We start from the raw sequence: 18,335 nt of genomic DNA, 5'->3' as shown, positions 1-18,335 counted from the left end.
AGTCTCCACCGATTTCATCATTCACTGTAACAATGCTTAAAATCCTTACTTTTAGCTGTTACAAATGCTGTAGCACTCCCCCAAAGCTCCTAAAAATTGCTTCGTTTCCAGTGGGCGCACGTCAATAGTTGTTGGAGTGAAGTGTCTACTTTTTTATAGAAAAGAAGAAACGAAGCTATTGATAGAGTATGTTAGACATCTACGCCAAGAAGGCATATTTTAATTGTGTAATTATTTGGAATAAAACAGACTATAGTACGAATTGTGGTAAAATGTGTAAATTATTTCATAGCTGTATGTGAGATGCGGTTAATGGTCGAAAGAGGGGAGCATTCGATCAAAAACGCCCTGTATCGTTTAGCGAGAAAGGGACCAAAAGTGGGTAGCAGTCATCAGAGATTTGTATTGTTTAGCGAGAAAGGGACCAAAAGTGGGAAGCAGTAGCCAGAGATTTGTATCGTTTAGGAAGAAAGAAGACAAAAGTGGGTAGCAGTGCAACAAGATTTGTAGTGTTTAAAAAGAAAGAAGACAAATGCTGGTGTTTCCCGGCTGGTTTTGTCTCCTTAAAAAGTCTGTACCATACCATAGCGCAGGCGGCACATAGACTCCCACAGGGCAAAAAGTGGCTGGTAAAGGTGAATCATTTCAAAATGACCGATATGTGCCACTTAACATAATCCATATTACAGGTAGTTGTATATTATTTTGTAGTTAAGACCGGGTTATGCCCGTTTTTTTTTTTCACTATTTACATAGCTTCTTTGATTCCTTGTTTAACAAGTAGCCAATTGGCAGGATAACTGGTAAGAAAACCTAAAATCATTGCAATTTGCATTATAAACCAGTAGGTTGGCGTCGTTGGCTCGGGTGGCTGTGTAAATAACAGAAAGTGAACAATCGCCATCCAGCCAAACATGCCAATTTCAAATGCTATTAAAGATAAGGAATCGGCTTTAATGGCAGATCTGATAGCGTGTGCTACACCTTTATCCTTATGCATCGGATAGATCGCATAAAATTGAAAAATGATACCAAATAAATAAGCCAATATAAATTGTACAGTATAATGGGTAAATAATGTAGACCCTGCAATCGTTAAACCGGTAATGGCAACAAAAGGAACACCTACTGCGTCTCCTAACGTACAACCTGAAGAGCAGTGACTTGTAGACATAAACACTTTTGCCGCTTCGCCACGCTTGTCTTCGATATCAAGATTTTTCGCTTTTAACCGGCCCCATTTATAATAACTCCATATGGCAAATGGTCCAAAGAACCAGCCATTTATTGGCCAAACGACGTTCATAATTGTCATCATTTGCGGGTGTCGAATAATATCGATCAGTATAATAAGCGCACTTGCGATGCCGACACTAAGCGCAATCCATGAAATAATCGTAAGCATGTCATCACCTCGTCCATTTTTCACTACTATAATTATTTTCCCGATGCTATTTTAATAAAACATGTCCTATTGGAGGTCTGTTGAAAGAATTGATAAAAATATTGATGATTTTTTCGTATAATAGAGCTTTCTGGTTATTTTTTGCTATAATGACCTTTGTAGCTATGAATAAAGAAAGAAGGGAATAAGGTGTTTGCTAAAATAAAACCCCTTTATGAGAAACTGGGAAACCTATCAGGGATACAACTAATTGTGTTATTTTACTTATCTGCGGCAATTTTTTCCACCGTTCTGCTACGCATGCCTTTTTTTCATCAAGAAGGGATGCACGTATCATGGCTGGATAGTTTTTTTACAGCGGTCAGTGCGATTAGTGTTACGGGCTTAACGGTTTTTTCTACAGCTGATACTTTTAATTATGCAGGGTATATTGCATTAGCATTTGTTCTCCAGTTCGGTGGAATTGGAATTATGACGCTAGGAACCTTTGTCTACATATTACTCGGAAAAAAAGTAGGTTTTCGTACGAGACAATTAATCCAGATTGATCAGAACCGCAACACGTTAGCAGGACTTGTGAAATTAATGGTCCGGATTCTTCGGACAGTATTGGTTATAGAATTTATTGGTGGTATTGTACTTGCCATTTATTTCTTAAGTTACTTCGATTCGTGGCAGGAGGCATTTATGCAAGGTTTTTTTGCATCGATTAGTGCTACGACCAATGCGGGGTTTGATATAACAGGTGCTTCGTTAGTCCCGTTTGCGGACGACTATTATGTACAATTCATTAATATGCTGTTGCTGATTTTGGGTGCAATCGGTTTTCCTGTGTTATTAGAGGTGCAGGAATTACTATGGGGCAGATACAAAAATTTGGAATGGAAGTATCAATTTTCGTTGTATACAAAAGTAACAACCATTACTTTTTTTATTCTTATTATCGTAGGGGCTCTTGGTATTTATATGTTTGAATATCACCACTTTTTGCAGGGGAAAGCGTGGCATGAATCATTGTTTTACAGCCTCTTCCAATCAGTTACAACACGGAATGGCGGTTTAGCTACAATGGATGTGTCGGAATTTAGTACACCCACCTTACTTTTACTTTGTGCGCTTATGTTCATTGGTGCCTCTCCAAGCAGTGTAGGTGGCGGAATCAGGACGACAACATTTGCAATTATGATGCTGGCAATTTTTCATTATGCGAAAGGGCATGACACGATCAAGGTATTTAGACGGGAAGTTGATCCAGATGATGTTTCACGCTCATTTATCGTCGCTACCACGGCCTTAATGTTATGTGGGGGAGCCATTACCCTGTTGATTTGGATTGAACCTTTAAACAATATGGCTCTCGTATTTGAGGCATTCTCAGCATTTGGAACAACGGGCTTATCGATGGGCATTACCCCTGACTTATCTATCGCTGGAAAATTGATCATTATTGTCTTAATGTTTATCGGCCGCATCGGTATTTTTTCATTCCTTTTCCTTTTAAGAGGACAGGATGTGAAAGATCGCTATCATTATCCAAAAGAAAAGATGATAATCGGTTAGAATTATGGTAAACTATCCTCTAGTTTCGAAAAGGGTAAGGAGTACAAAGAATGGGAATTAGAGATACAATTAAAAAGAAAACCAAACAATGGTCCGCCATCCATCATATTGTGACGTATTACCTACTGGCGGTAGTTATTTCAACGATCATTGTGAGCTTACCTTTTTTTCATAATCCTGGGATCGATCTACCTTTTATTGATGCGATGTTTACAGCTGTTACAGCGATCAGTGTTACGGGTCTGACAGTTGTTTCCATACCGGATACCTTTAACCCGGCTGGTCAGATTGCTATCACCGTCATTTTACACCTTGGCGGAATTGGTATTATGACGATGGGGACCTTTATATGGGTTATTTTAGGTAGGAAAATTGGTTTAAGAAGCCGGAAAATGATTATGGTTGATCAAAATAGTAAGACGCTTGCAGGACTAGTGAAACTGTTATTAGCCATATTTAAATTAATCTTATTAATTGAAGTAGTTGGTGCGGCTATCTTATCGATTCATTTTCTCAGTTATTTTGATGGTGTCGGAGAAGCGATCAGACATGGTATTTTTGCATCTGTAAGTGCTACGACTAATGGTGGACTTGATATTACAGGGGCTTCCTTGATCCCATATGCTGATGATTATTTTGTGCAATTTATCAATATGATTCTAATTATTCTCGGCGCCATTGGGTTTCCGGTACTGGTAGAAGTACAGGAAGTATTAAAAGGCCGTTCCAAAGCTTTAAACGACAGACATAAATTCTCACTTTTTACCAAAATCACCACAGTGACCTTCTTTTGGCTCGTTGTCATTGGTGCGATTTGTATTTATTTATTAGAGCGGGATGCCTTTTTTGTGGACAAATCATGGCATGAAACCTTTTTCTACAGCCTCTTCCAATCGGTGACAAGTCGAAGTGGTGGATTAGCAACCATGGATGTTACACAATTCTCGACAGAGACCTTGTTTTTTATGAGTGTGTTAATGTTTATTGGTGCGTCGCCAAGCAGTGTTGGTGGCGGGATTCGAACGACCACCTTCGCGATTATGCTTTTGACGATTTGGAATTACGCAAAAGGGAATTCCAGTATTAAAGTATTTGATCGTGAAATTCATCAGGAGGACATGTTGCGTTCCTTTATCGTTATTGCGACGTCCCTAATGTTATGTGCCGGATCGGTTGTACTATTAAACAAAACAGAACCTTTTTCTTTAATGGAGATCATTTTTGAAGTTGCATCTGCTTTCGGTACGACAGGTCTATCGATGGGAATTACACCAGACTTATCGATCTTCGGCAAATGTCTGATCATGTGTCTAATGTTTATCGGAAGAATCGGGATTTTTACATTCCTGTTCATTATCCGCGGAGACGATACAAAAGACAGATTCCACTACCCAACAGAACGAATTATCATCGGCTAACCTCAAGCAGCAGTTGCTTGAGGTTTTTCTATTGCAAGCAGAGAGTGTGTAAATCAGGGTAAATTGCAAATGGGTTCTTATAATGCGGATTATGTTCACTAGCTTAGTGGCAATTTTGAAATTGTTCATGTGCTAGGAGACCGCTCCAGCCAATCACTTCGCGTCCTGTGGGGCACGGCTGAAGCTAGGCTACTACTTGAACTTCTCCTTTGCTGCCTTGTGCCGAGGAAGCTCACTTCGAAGCGATACTTGAAGACGCAGGCAAAAACGTAGTGGATCTTCAGCACCTGCATGTCCCGCGGGAGTCTACGTGGTTGGCCTACGCTAGGATAGGTACTCTACAACTTTTGTAAGAGCTAGGATTTTGATCGGCATCCCTAATTGTCCATAAATAATAGCATTTGATTGAATGCCTAGAACCACTGCTTTTAACTGTTCCATACGTTGTAGCACTTTCTTAAGCGTAGGAAATATGCGGAGACTCCCGTGGAATCAGCGCGAGCTGAAGATCCACTTTGGAAAGAAAAGAATTTTCTTTCCAAAGTTAGCTGAAGCCGTGCCCACAGGACGCGGAGCATATTTCCGGAGCTTTGCTACGCACATAAAACATTTCAAAATGACCGCATTGTCATACAGATCCACTTTACATAATCCGCATTATAGGAAGTTAACGCGATCGGCTTCATTCATCACTTCGCTGTCACTAGAAAGCAGAACGTGTTTCATGCCAAACACGCTTTTTTGACAAAATCCCAAAATTTTCATTCATTAGTTAGATTAATCAGTAGGATTGTACCCTGCTAGTATAGTATAGTAATAGTTAAGTACTATTGTTAAATTGCAGTCATTGAGTAGAACGGAGGCGGAAAAGATGGAATATCAGAAAGAAGTAGCGCAGATTTTGGAAAATATCGAAAAAGTACTGATAGGAAAAGAACGAGAAGTCACCCTAAGTCTTGTTGCACTATTAGCTGATGGGCATGTATTATTGGAGGATGTGCCAGGCGTCGGTAAAACAATGATGGTGCGTGCACTCTCCAAATCACTAGATTGTCAGTTTAAGCGTATCCAGTTTACTCCTGATTTATTACCCTCTGATGTAACAGGTGTTTCTATATATAATCCAAAAGATATGGTATTTGAATTCCGAAGTGGGCCCATCTTTGGGGATATCATTTTAGCGGATGAGATTAATAGAACGTCACCAAAGACACAGTCCGCACTACTAGAAGCAATGGAAGAAATGAACGTGACTGTAGATGGAATGACGAAATCATTAGAAAAGCCTTTCTTCGTAATGGCAACACAAAATCCAGTAGATTATGAAGGGACCTATCCGTTGCCTGAGGCACAGCTGGACCGTTTCTTAATCAAGCTGAACATGGGATATCCTAATGAAAATGATGAATTAGAGATGTTAAACAGAACCGATCGGGTTCACCCTATAGAGACGATTTCGCCGGTTATTGATAAAGCACAATTGTTGAAAATACAAGAACAGGCAGAAGGTCTATATATGGATCAGACTGTGAAGCATTATATTGTCAAGCTGGTATCTGCTACTCGGAGCAGTCCATATGTCCAATTAGGTGTTAGTCCTCGTGGTTCGATAGCATTAATGAAAGCTGCCAAGGCATACGCGTATATTCAGAATCGTGATTATGTCATCCCTGATGATGTTGTCTTCCTGGCACCATTTGTATTGGCACACCGAGTGATTTTAAGACCGGAAGCGAAATACGAAGGAATTACGCAAATGAAGCTGATTCATCAAATTCTGGAAGAGATTGATGTACCGGTACGAAAGGAACTGCATGGATGAAGTTTGTCTTCCGGAAGATCGTAAAATCGTTACAATTAGTACTGTTATTAGGCGTTTTATTTGTTTTTGCCATGTTTCAAGGAGGCTTCGTCAGTTGGTTTCTCTTCTACAGTATGCTTCCGATTGTCATTTATATGATCATCATTCCTTTTTATCCCGTTCATAACTGGAAGGTGGCAAGACAATTGTCGGCACGCTATACCGAAACGGGTGGAATGGTCGATGTTACCATCACCATCAAGAGAAGCTTTCGATTTCCTATTTTCTTTCTTGTAATAGAAGATCCCTTACCAGATAGCTTAGCTTTCCAGGATCCCGGCAAAAAGAAATATCGCGACTTAAGTAATCCGGCATTGCTGCATCGAAAGCGTATGGGGAAGCAAGTGGTTTACCCAGGTTTTAAAAAGAATGTCGTGATTACGTATACGTTGGATCATTTGCCTAGAGGGATGCATCGCTTGCAGACCATTATGTTAAAAATTGGGGATCCATTTGGATTTGTCGAAGCTGATCATCGTTTTGACGTAATAGATGAGTTAATTGTCTATCCAGCTGTTCAGGATATGAAATGGCGTCACACGTCTATGAGCTTAGAGGAAGGAGCGGCATCTTCTACGGTACATGACGATAAAATTACAAATATCGTGTCCGGTGTTCGAGAATATATTCCTGGTGATCGTTTTTCGTGGATTGATTGGAAGACGACTGCACGTAAAAATACCGTAATGACGAAAGAATTTGAGCAAGAAAAAGATTCCAATATCGCCGTCGTGCTGGATATTGGCGGTTTTTCAGATCAACAGCCATTGCGATTTGAAGCAGCCATAGAATGGACGGCTTCAGTTCTGGAGGCGCTTCGGAAAAAGGGGCAAAATATCTCCTTCTATACCTTTGGTAAACAAGAAAGGTTCTTTTCACATCAACAATTACAATTTGAGTTTCCTGCCATTCAGCATTACCTTACAACAGTGGAGCAAGAAAAAGAAATTTCCTTAGCAGAACAAATCTCTGCACCACTAAGTGAAATTGCGAAAGGCAGTATCGTTTTGTTTGTTATACATGAGTTAGACGAATTATTAATTGAACGTTTTGCGCACTGGAGAAATCAGGATTACCGAATTTTTGTTTGTTATATCATCTCAGAGAAAGACCTGCGTACAACAGAAACGAAATACGTCCAGCTTCTCCGGGCAAAACAAATTGCAGTTCAAGTTGTCAGTGAACAACAACTAAGACAAGATCACTGGGAGGTGCATCCATCCAGATGAAAAAACAGATTTCGTTGGAAACAGTCTCTACGTTTATCCTGTTATGTGCAGGGTTTCTGTTGTTTTGGGAGTGGCTAAGGCCATTAGAGCAAATAACAGATACAGGTAATTCTTACTTGTTCGTTATCTTTACAGCGATTTGTTTTGCGGTTTCTTTTTTTACTGAAAATAAAATTGCCCGGTTTGCGGTGAAACTTCTTTCGATGTTATTTGTACTCGATTATTTGTTTGTTGATGCTCGTTTGCTATCCTCGGAATGGGTCCAGTTCATGCAACTGGAATGGCAATTCAATCTAGAGATTATCTTTGAAAATAATTTGGCCGCAATGTCTTCCTTTTTCAGAAGTATGCTGTTTCTCATCGTGTTATGGCTGATGAGTTATTTGCTTCATTATTGGTTTACAGTTGCGAATAAATTTTTCTTATTTGTTGTCTTGACCTTTTTCTATTTAGCTGTCCTCGATACATTCACGGTGTATGATGCACGTCTTGCTATTGTGCGAACATTTGTGATTTCTTTTATCGTATTTGGTCTAAGTCGTTATGTCCATCTGATGAAACAAGTAGATAAGCGTAACTACAAGCAACAAGTAGTAGGATGGATGCTGCCGATTATGCTGATTGTTGGTCTGGCAACCGTATTGGGGATTTATTCACCAAAACCTGATCCGCAATGGCCAGATCCAGTACCTTTTATCGAAAGTACTGCTGGTCATGTTGGTTTTAGTAATGGTGCCGTCCAAAAAGTGGGTTATGGGGAAGATGATTCACGCTTAGGTGGATCATTTGTGCAGGACGATACACCTGTATTTCAAGCGATTGCTCATGATGATATCTATTGGCGTATCGAAACGAAGGATGTCTATACCGGTAAGGGCTGGGAGCGCTCCGAAGAATTAAATTATCAACCGCTGACCAATGGTATGATTGGAAATAATACGTTTTTTGTGGATCAGGTGGAGACAACAGCGTATCAGGGGCAAGTACAACCAGTGGATAGCAATGCGCTGACGAAAGCAGTCTATCCATATGGTATTCAAATGATAGCTGCTTCCCGCCAAAGTCAATTTTATATGGATGCACAGTCTGGTTTGATAAAATCAGAATCAGCAGAAGAGAATATTGCGCAAGCTTATTCCGTTCAGTATGAGGCACCATCTTTTTCCGTAAATCAGTTAAAAGATTTACCAACAGATGATCCAGCTTCTATCCGTGACCAGTATTTGCAGTTGCCGAATAGTTTACCTGACAGAGTGCGAGAGCTGGCCAGCGATATTACCGAGGGAGTAGAAACCCGATATGAAAAAGCGCGGGCAATTGAAGGGTATTTCGCCGCGAATGGCTATCGATATCAGATTGAAGACGTATCTGTTCCAGAACGTGGGGAAGATTATGTCGATCAATTTTTATTTGAGACACAAATTGGCTATTGTGATAATTTCTCTACCTCAATGGTCGTGTTATTACGTTCGTTAGACATTCCGGCCAGATGGGTAAAAGGTTTCACAGGTGGTTCAGAGATTATGGACCAACGAAACCTTCCTGAAGGATATACGACGTATGAAGTGACGAACAATAATGCCCATTCCTGGGTCGAAGTTTATTTTCCAGGTACAGGCTGGGTTCCTTTTGAGCCTACCAGTGGATTTAATAATCCGACTGATTTCTATCAAGAGGTAACCAGTGATGTAGATGTAGGTAATGCAGAGGAAGAGCAAGCAGAAACAGAAGAGACAGAGCAAGAAGAGGCTGCAGAAGAACAAGAGCAAAAACAGCAGTTAACAGAAGATGATGGAAGTAGTGAAACTGCTGCAGCTGGACAGGATAATGCAGATGGCAATATGCTATATATATGGATCATAGCAGCGGTAATCATCATAGCAGCAACAGTATTAGCTTATCTGAAGCGGTACGAAATAAGAAATTGGTATATTCTGCGTAAGTGGAGAAGGTTAAGAGAGAAGTCGGAAGTAGAAGCTGCCTATGTATATCTATTAGAGATCCTTGGTAAACAAGGGTTGAAACGGAAAACGGGTCAAACATTGAGACAGTATGCAAGTGAAGTAGATGAACACTTCGGTACTACCGCAATGTCAACACTTACTACTGCTTATGAAGAATATTTATATCGTAACCAAACGTCCATAGACAAGGATGAAAAACGGTTACAGGAACTATTTGATGAGTTGAGTGATCAAATATTCGCTTGACCAGGCTAATATCGATTGATAGAATAGATAAAAATTAAAGCGTGCCACTGACGTACTAGCTGTGCGCATAGAAATCGATGCAGCATTTCCATGCATCATTCACCTTCATATAGGTTCGAGAATAAGGCTCGAATGTTTCTACCAGAACACCGTGAATGTTCAGGACTATGAAGGCGGAGGTCTTGTCGGGATTTCTGCCTTTCTGATTTTTGATGAAAGGCAGATTTTTATTTCTATAAAATGGTAACGATAGGATGAAACGAAAGTAATCGACTTAAGGCTCGGCACTAATCGAGTTCCTTTCGCACGCTTTCTGTGTGGTGAGTTGAACTGATAATAGAAGGAGTGGACAACTTGGAAGTAAACAATGAGATGATTTTGGTTTTAGATTTTGGTAGTCAGTATAACCAGTTAATCACACGACGTATTCGTGAATTTGGAGTCTACAGTGAGTTACATTCTCATCGATTAACGATAGAAGAGATCAAAGATATAAATCCAAAAGGGATTATTTTGTCTGGTGGCCCTCACAGTGTATATGGAGAAAATAGCTTCCGTTGTGATGAGCGAATTTTCGATCTTGGTATTCCTGTATTAGGTATTTGCTATGGTATGCAATTAATGACACATCATTTTGGTGGTGTAGTGGAACGTGCGAACCAGCGAGAATACGGTAAAGCAGATATTCATGTAAAAGAAGGATCTCTTTTATTTGAAGGTACGCCAATGGAGCAAGTCGTATGGATGAGCCATAGCGATAAAATTATTGAAGCACCGAAAGATTTTGATATTGAAGCAACCAGTTCTTCCACACCAGTAGCTGCGATGAGTAATAAAGAAAAGCAATTATATGGCGTGCAGTTCCACCCGGAAGTGCGTAATACAGAATATGGAAATGACCTGTTAAAAACATTCGTATTCCAAGCTTGTCAATGTACAGGTGACTGGACAATGGCGAATTTCATTGACATGGAAGTTGACAAGATCAGAGACAAAGTAGGCGACCGTAATGTATTATGTGCATTGAGCGGTGGAGTCGACTCTTCTGTAGTAGCTGCTTTAATTCATAAAGCAATTGGTGACCAGTTAACGTGTATCTTTGTAGATCATGGTTTACTGCGTAAGAATGAAGGAGATACCGTGATGCATACGTTCCGAGATGATTTTCATATGAACATTATCAGAGTAGACGCACAGGATCGTTTTCTTTCTAAATTAAAAGGTGTTTCTGATCCGGAACAAAAGCGTAAAATTATCGGTAACGAATTTATTTATGTGTTCGATGATGAAGCAGCGAAATTGGAAAATATGGATTTCTTAGCGCAAGGTACGCTTTATACGGATATCGTGGAAAGTGGAACAGAAACAGCTCAAACAATCAAATCACACCATAATGTTGGTGGGTTACCGGAAGATATGCAGTTTGAATTAATTGAACCGTTAAACACGTTGTTCAAAGATGAAGTACGTGCATTAGGTACAGAATTAGGTGTTCCAGATGAAATCGTTTGGCGTCAGCCATTCCCTGGTCCCGGACTAGGTATTCGAGTGCTCGGTGAAATTACACCGGAAAAAGTCGAGATTGTTCGTGAATCAGATGCGATCCTCCGTGAAGAAATTAAAAAAGCAGGATTAGATCGTGATATTTGGCAATATTTCACGGTATTACCGGACATTCGTAGTGTAGGTGTTATGGGTGATGCCCGTACGTATGATTATGCGATCGGTATCCGTGCCGTAACATCGATCGATGGGATGACATCTGACTGGGCACGTATTCCGTGGGATGTATTAGAGAAAATCTCAGTACGATTAGTAAACGAAGTAGACCATATTAATCGTGTGCTGTATGATGTGACAAGTAAGCCGCCTGCAACGATTGAGTGGGAATAAAAAAGAGCTTGGAATCCTTATTTTAGGGTTCTAAGCTCTTAATATTCTATATTGCTAATATTTTGCAAACAATAATTCTCTACTTAATTTCTCTCAAAATGCTAGCCAGTTCATCTCTATAGTTTTTTTCGTCTTTTTCTCTTTGAAGCATTTCTAACATATCATCTAAAATCATTAAAATCCCTGCTTGTAATACAGGAAAATATTTAATACATTCTTCCTCTGTCAATTCATGTATCCCTTATTTATAATTTAAGGTTATATACCATAATATCTGGCAAGATTCAATCCTTAATTTATGAATGCTAGAATCAGTGTGTATCGCTTAAATGTAGAAAATCTACTTTATAAAAATATCCTTATATACCTTATCATTATAGGAATTGAATTTAGTACCATTGCCAATTAACTTTCCACGATAGTAGACAAAAGCATATTTGTTTTTGTCAAGGTATGAAAGGACTTTCGAAGTAAGGGGCCTTGCTGAAAGCTTATTTATATTTGAATAAATTTTCGGTAGTTTACTGTTAAGGAATTCGATTTGAAGCATGTTCTCCCCAAACGAAGCAGTTTTTATCAAAGCATTTCCAAAGAATATTCTTATTTTATTATTAGTAAAATGAGTGGATTTTGATTTTACAAATAACTCATTTAATGAAATTTTTGATTTATCAATTAATATGAATTGAGATTCATTATTAATAGCAGTATCTTTATATAATTCGACAAAACTTGGAATTGAATATAATTGTCTCGATTCAGACCTTATTTTATTAGTTGTACTAGAGTTGGTGTTTATAAAGTTATCATTTGCAGATAAATCCTCTGTTTTTGCTTTGATGTCGGTTGTATTTTTATTTATAGATTCAGTCATTTTTATTAAACCATTTTTCTTAATTGTGCTTTTGGCTCCATCTGCTTCTTTTTTGTACTGTTCGCTTGCTTCATTAGTTGAAATTGCAGTACACCCTAAGATATGCAATTCTTCTTTAGATGAGGGAGTGAAAAAGTATTTCTTTCCACTTTTATTCCAGTTTGTGCATGTGAGATCAATTCTACAATTTGTATCACTACATTGAAAAGCTCGTTTGTTCTTTAATATACCATTCCTAGAAAGCTCACTTGCTTTTTTAGCGTGAATATTTTTATTTAATTCTAAACTTAAAGCTCTTTCTGACATGTTACTCCTCCCAATACTTGGCTTTTGTCTAAAACACTTCAGTTAATAGAAAAGGTTTATTACTTATCTTCTTAAGAATATATAAATAATGATGAAGATTCTAATGAAATGAGATGTTGTAAGTCTCTCCGCGAACAATGATAATCTAATACTTTTAAGTGTACTTCTTAGTTATTTTTCGTTTGGTAATCATGAGCAATATATCTTTAGAGAATTTTCGTTACTAAATTCAAATCAAGTTGTTACTTTTTGTTAATAGAAAAAACTCTGTTGGCTAATATATCTTTCAAGTAACTCAAAAATTTTTAGTTAATATCTTGTCAGAATTTACGTATTAACTGTGAGCATCACCAATTAAAGATGTTTTTTTGACCTTATATTCCTAAATCTAGTAAGGCTATAAAACTTCTTCATTGTAATCTCATAATATCTACATCGTGAAGCTTTTTAATAGATTTTTCATCTATATCACTAAGATGGTCGAAGTGTATAAATAATCTTTTTTCTGCTCTACTCATGGCAACATAAAAGATTCTTTGTTCTTCATTATTCTCTAAATCAGGTTGTTTGAGTAGATTTACAGTATCTTTATTTCCTATTATCAAGACATTCTCAAATTCATCACCTTTAGCTTTGTGAATTGTAATATGACTACTTATATCGTCTACAATGTTCACACATATAGCCAAATCATGATACATGGTATTTTCATAAAAATCTTTAATTTTCCCCTTTCTGAATCCAGGGAGTTTTACATCTAATACATCACTCAAAGCGTTATAGAAATCCATTAATGCCCCTTGCTTAAATTGACTATAATTATTTATTATATTTGATAGGGTATAGAGTGCATGTTTTTTAGGATTCTCATTCTCTCTGTAAAGCCATTCTATTTTCTTTAGTGCTTCTTTATACTTAGTGTTTACAGCTAACTCAACAGCTTGAATTAATGGGAATATAAAATTCTTTCTTTGCTTGCTACTATCAATTTCCTTAAATTTTTCTAGCAATTTTTTATCAAGATTATTTCCCTCTATACTATTTTTCATTGCATTGGAAATTATATTATCCCTGGAAAGAGAAGTTATTAGTTCATTATTGCAAATACTAGTTGCTTCTAGAAAAACTTTGTTCCGTTCTCCAACCAAAATTGAAACAGGAATATTTTCTTCTTCATTACAGTGTTTTTGATTGATATCCTTTCTTATATTATTTAAAAAAGTAACTATTTGGTACGTACTTCTATGGTTTTCAAGGATAGTATGGGAATTGAGTTGGTCAACCTTAAAATTTTCAAATAGGGACACTTGTGCTCCTTGAAATCCATAGATTGATTGAGCTTTATCACCAATTACACCAACTATACATTTTTCCTTTTTAATTTCATCTATAATAAAAGCTTGTACTTGACTGGTATCTTGAAACTCATCTATGAAAAAATAAGGATACTTAGCTCGTAAAATGGTAAGGATAAACGGGTACTTTTTTATTAAAATATATGAAAAGAACAAAATATCTTCATGATCAATATGTCCATTTTTCCAGTATATTTTTTTATAGTTTAATAATTCTTCTTGTAGAATATTTAGGTTTGAATTTCTAATTCTTGTTATGTTTTCACTATTCGGATCTGTTGTTTTAGCCTTATTATGATCACAGTGGAATTCAATATTATTACTTTCATAAAAGGTTTTCATAGATAGTAGCCAATTTTGTAGAGCCTTACTTTGATCGGGCATTCTCAAAATCTGATTTTTAGTATTAGGATTTTTCAGCCCTTTTAAATCAGTGTTTTCTAACCATTTTCGCATATAAGCATTAATTACGATTGGATCATTATGTCCTTTGAATTTTTGGATATTAACTTCGTATTCTTTTGGTAGAAAGTAACAATATGGTTTAACTACGTTCTTATATAAAAAACTGTGTATTGTAGATACATCTACTCTATTTGACACACTCTTTCCAAGTCTTTTCAGAACTGTTTCAACAGCTGTATTAGTGTAGGTGATACAAGCAATTTTCCTGGTACGATTCAGTTTTTCAGATATCTGTATTACATGTTTGATATGGTTTACTAAAAATTCGGTTTTTCCAGCACCAGGTCCTGCTTCTACTTTAAACCCTTGATTTATATCTAGTTTTGTCTGAGCATTGATAATCATATTATTCACACACCCATTGAATAGCTTTGTTTATATAATCTGGTACTACAAAATTTTTATATTCATCTTTTCCCTTTAGTTCTAAATTATCTTTTAATGTTGCAGCAAGCTCTAATGCATTTTCCCCTTTACCGATAGAATTTAAATATCGAGAAGCGATCAATGCTTTCTTTTTATTATCTTCTGTCCATCTTTCGTTTGCATTTTGTAAAGAAGATTTTATTCGAGTATTTTCTTTAGAATCAGATAAACGATTTAATAATTCAGTTAAAGGCTTATCATCTTTATATAATTCCATTAAATCATTTAATTCTATTTTATTAGAGATAGAGTCTGTAATTAATAATTCTAATGATGGATTATCAAGTACAATCTGATACTCTAATGTTTTCCCATACTTTTCAGGTTGAATAAAGGCTTTTATATTACTGTGTTTATCATTTAAATATTGATCCATTGAAGTATTCCTCGAATAGTGAAATTCTTTTAAGTTAGCCTCATATTCAAAGGGATAACAAGCTTTAAAGCTATTTTTTTGTTTGTCTTCATCACTTTGTTTCTCTTTTCTCATTGGATCTAAATCAGTAATACAAGCTATTCTACGATTAATGGTACCATCATTATTACTATCAAATAGATGTAAAAAATGTTCAAAATATTTTCCGCCTACACTGATTACTGCGACATGATATTTCTCTAAAGGAATTCCTAGGTATTCTGCAAATACATGTAATAATAATTGTTCGGCTATTCCTTCAACAAATATGATTTTTTCAGCAAATAACATATTTGATTTAGTAGCATCTAAGAAACGCTGCACATATTTTTTGCTTTTAGCTTCCGTAAACACTTGCCCAGGATAACTCACATTTCTTTTTCCATCATTTGTGTATAAGCAAATAATATCGTCAAGTTCTGTAGCAGATGAGATATGGGTTGAATGAGATGTTATAAATATTTGTTTTACTTTTTTATTATCTATATTATTTTTTAAGAATTTAATGAATTCATTCTGCATAGTGGGATGTAAATGTGCTTCTGGCTCTTCAATAGCTAGTATAGGGAATACCTTCGCATTATTACCCAAATATTTTCCGTCAGAATCCACCTGCATTTTTGCCAGCAATAAAGACATAAAAATTAAATTATTATATCCAAGTCCATTATGAGTTATAGGTATTGTCATTCCCGTTTCTTGTTTAACTATTAATTGTAATACGGTATAGATTTCACTTTCAGTAATATTGCCTTCAAAATCTGGTTCTGATTTATCGTAAGATGCTCCAATTCCATCTGTATAAGATAGAATTTCTTTATTTCCACTTTCTAATCTTTGTTGAATATTTTTAATTAAAATATGAGAATCAGTAGAAAAATTATCCTTTCTTTCTCTGAGTTTCTGTTTTTGTTCTCCTTCTGTAATACTTTTGTCAGATTTTATATCATAGTCTATAAAAAAATCTATTACGTTTTTTAGTAATGTATTTTTTCCGCTAAACATATCTCGTTCTACATCCCGTATTGCATCTAAAAACTGAAAATCAAATTTACTTAAACTATCATTATCTACACTAATTTGATTTTCTGGGTTACCGACCCAGGTTTTATTAATATATAATCTAATAAATTGATTTTTAATTATATCCCAAATTTCATTTCTAGAACTTGCATTTTTCACAGCAGCAACATATTTTTCTTCTTCACCGATAGGCAGAAAGAATTCATATTGTATTTTTGCTTCATATGGTTCTTGAAGCTTTGTCAACCAATTACTTACAGTTACTAATTCATCACCCATCAAATCTTCATTATTTGACTGTGTAAGGGAAACTGAAATTACTATTTTAGGAGACGCTTTTAATTCTTCTATTGTCAATGAGTTGTTAAAGTCATCTACTGAAAGTTGCTTTCTGACTGAGTTATCAAATATTATAGCTAAAGCACGTAGTAAGTTAGACTTACCTGAGTTATTATGGCCAATTAATACATTAATACCTTCATGAAAATCAATACTAGTATAATCGAAGCTCCTAAAATTTTTTATTGTAACATTAGAAATATACATTTGATTCCTCCATTTTCTGAAAATATAGTTACTAATCACTTCCTTCTTTTGACCTATTATCATATAATATATAGGGACATTCAATTAAATAGATTGGAATCAAATTTTTTAATTTATATTTTTCTATTGTAAGCACATTTCAAATATCGACTTAGATTCCACCATCTTTTTATAGTATAGAATAATTTGAAAAAGGAGAAGATACTTTAATGGATTTTTTGAGTTTGAGAAAACTTATCAAAGAAACTGAGATTGATAAAGTTTTTTTAGAAAGTCTGGGCTTAGAGTTTAAATCAGTAAATGAAATAAAAACATATATAAGCTTCATTGATTTTTTAGAAATGAACTTATCAGAGGATACCTATAAATTATCCTATTGTAGTGATAACTTTCGTTTTGGATATAGTATTCCTCAAATAGGAAAAGAATTTGACTTACTACGTTTGGGCACAAACTTTAATATAAACATTGAATATAAAGAAAAAGCAACAACTAGTGAACTTAAGCAACAACTAGAAAGAAATAGATATTTTCTTAAATTTCTCCCTCAGAAAACGTATTATTTTTCTTACTGTTCGGATACAGAAAAATTTATAAGAGGAATAGTTGGCACCAATGGTGATTTGTCTTTTTCAGAATGTGATATTGGTGAGTTTATTGCTATATTAGAACAACAAAGCTTTTTAGATATGAAACATTTAAATTACGATGATTGTTTTAATATAAAAAATTATTTAGTATCCCCTTTTAATGATACTGAAAGATTTCTTAATAATTCTTATCTTCTCACTAGCCATCAGGAAAATATAAAAAAAGAAATTTTATCTCCTCAAAGAAAAATTTTTTAGTACAAGGGAAGCCAGGAACAGGCAAATCATTATTAATGTACGATATTGCTAAAGAATTAATCGACAGAGAACAAGTTTTAATTATACATACAGGAAAATTAAATGATGGGCATCGAAAATTGATTGAAAAAGGTTTTAACATATCCCCCATTAAGCAATATAAGAAAATTGATACTGATAAAAAGATTAAATACATTCTTATAGATGAAAGCCAAAGGTTAAAATTACATCAACTAAATGATTTTATTGAATATTCAGGTAGATCTGATGTCAAGCTTGTATTTTTTGCTGATGGAGAACAGACACTTCATAAAAGTGAAGCTAATGAGAAAATATGTGAAAAAATCACTTTCCATATAGAGCAAGGTCAAAATCAAGGTGAGAAATTTAAATTGAAATCAAAAATTCGAAGTAATATTGATTTGGCTCAATTTATTTTAAAGATTCTTACGTTGCCACTATCTTTAAGTGATAAGGAATGAATTGGAAATTCTGATAAAA

General features: G+C 35.7%; 13 protein-coding genes and 1 riboswitch. Of the genes, 8 read left to right on the top strand and 5 right to left on the bottom strand.

Going from position 1 to position 18,335, the window contains the following annotated elements; all coding sequences use genetic code 11:
• Positions 1-748: 748 nt before the first annotated feature.
• A complete protein-coding gene (locus MUN88_RS02555) occupies positions 749-1,405 on the bottom strand; it encodes a DUF4396 domain-containing protein (protein ID WP_244720481.1) in 657 nt (218 codons plus the stop codon).
• Positions 1,406-1,594: 189 nt separating this feature from the next.
• On the opposite strand from MUN88_RS02555, the gene MUN88_RS02550 reads away from it, so the two are divergent.
• The 6 genes from MUN88_RS02550 (at position 1,595) to guaA (ending at position 11,576) form a co-directional block, all read left to right on the top strand.
• Positions 1,595-2,965, top strand: coding sequence for a TrkH family potassium uptake protein (locus MUN88_RS02550; protein WP_244720478.1), 1,371 nt, complete (start codon positions 1,595-1,597; stop codon positions 2,963-2,965).
• 50 nt (positions 2,966-3,015) lie between these two features.
• Positions 3,016-4,383 (top strand): TrkH family potassium uptake protein, encoded by a 1,368-nt coding sequence (locus tag MUN88_RS02545; RefSeq protein WP_244720475.1) that lies wholly within the window; start codon positions 3,016-3,018, stop codon positions 4,381-4,383.
• Positions 4,384-5,254: 871 nt separating this feature from the next.
• On the top strand, positions 5,255-6,205 hold the full coding sequence (locus MUN88_RS02540; protein WP_244720472.1) for an AAA family ATPase: 951 nt from the start codon (positions 5,255-5,257) through the stop codon (positions 6,203-6,205).
• On the top strand, positions 6,202-7,473 hold the full coding sequence (locus MUN88_RS02535; RefSeq protein ID WP_244720470.1) for a DUF58 domain-containing protein: 1,272 nt from the start codon (positions 6,202-6,204) through the stop codon (positions 7,471-7,473). The genes MUN88_RS02540 and MUN88_RS02535 overlap by 4 nt, the downstream gene beginning before the upstream one ends.
• Complete coding sequence (locus tag MUN88_RS02530) at positions 7,470-9,683, top strand: DUF4129 domain-containing transglutaminase family protein (protein ID WP_244720468.1); 2,214 nt, start codon at positions 7,470-7,472, stop codon at positions 9,681-9,683. The genes MUN88_RS02535 and MUN88_RS02530 overlap by 4 nt, the downstream gene beginning before the upstream one ends.
• A gap of 85 nt (positions 9,684-9,768) precedes the next feature.
• A riboswitch (purine riboswitch) is annotated at positions 9,769-9,871 on the top strand.
• 184 nt (positions 9,872-10,055) lie between these two features.
• The gene (gene guaA, locus MUN88_RS02525) at positions 10,056-11,576 is read left to right on the top strand and encodes a glutamine-hydrolyzing GMP synthase (RefSeq protein ID WP_305852503.1); all 1,521 of its coding nucleotides are present in this window, start codon (positions 10,056-10,058) and stop codon (positions 11,574-11,576) included.
• A 79-nt stretch (positions 11,577-11,655) separates the two neighbouring features.
• Here the strand turns inward: guaA and MUN88_RS02520 are convergent, their stop codons facing one another.
• From MUN88_RS02520 to MUN88_RS02505, 4 genes are all read right to left on the bottom strand, one after another.
• Positions 11,656-11,805, bottom strand: a complete 150-nt coding sequence (locus tag MUN88_RS02520; protein ID WP_244720464.1) for a hypothetical protein — start codon at positions 11,803-11,805, stop codon at positions 11,656-11,658.
• 111 nt (positions 11,806-11,916) lie between these two features.
• Complete coding sequence (locus MUN88_RS02515) at positions 11,917-12,756, bottom strand: hypothetical protein (protein ID WP_244720462.1); 840 nt, start codon at positions 12,754-12,756, stop codon at positions 11,917-11,919.
• A gap of 410 nt (positions 12,757-13,166) precedes the next feature.
• Positions 13,167-14,921: a UvrD-helicase domain-containing protein gene (locus tag MUN88_RS02510; protein WP_244720460.1), complete on the bottom strand. Its 1,755-nt coding sequence runs from the start codon at positions 14,919-14,921 to the stop codon at positions 13,167-13,169.
• A 1-nt stretch (position 14,922) separates the two neighbouring features.
• Entirely contained in the window at positions 14,923-16,986 is a 2,064-nt protein-coding gene (locus MUN88_RS02505; RefSeq protein ID WP_244720457.1) for an ATP-dependent nuclease, read from the bottom strand.
• 209 nt (positions 16,987-17,195) lie between these two features.
• Here MUN88_RS02505 and MUN88_RS02500 point away from each other — a divergent pair, with 209 nt between their 5' ends.
• Both MUN88_RS02500 and MUN88_RS02495 read left to right on the top strand, forming a co-directional pair.
• Positions 17,196-17,834, top strand: coding sequence for a hypothetical protein (locus MUN88_RS02500; protein WP_244720454.1), 639 nt, complete (start codon positions 17,196-17,198; stop codon positions 17,832-17,834).
• On the top strand, positions 17,810-18,316 hold the full coding sequence (locus tag MUN88_RS02495) for a DNA/RNA helicase domain-containing protein (RefSeq protein ID WP_244724294.1): 507 nt from the start codon (positions 17,810-17,812) through the stop codon (positions 18,314-18,316). The genes MUN88_RS02500 and MUN88_RS02495 overlap by 25 nt, the downstream gene beginning before the upstream one ends.
• The last annotated feature ends 19 nt before the right edge of the window (positions 18,317-18,335 follow it).

This window comes from Gracilibacillus caseinilyticus, assembly GCF_022919115.1.
Taxonomy (GTDB): domain Bacteria; phylum Bacillota; class Bacilli; order Bacillales; family Amphibacillaceae; genus Gracilibacillus; species Gracilibacillus caseinilyticus.
This window is presented reverse-complemented; position numbering and strand designations above follow the sequence as displayed.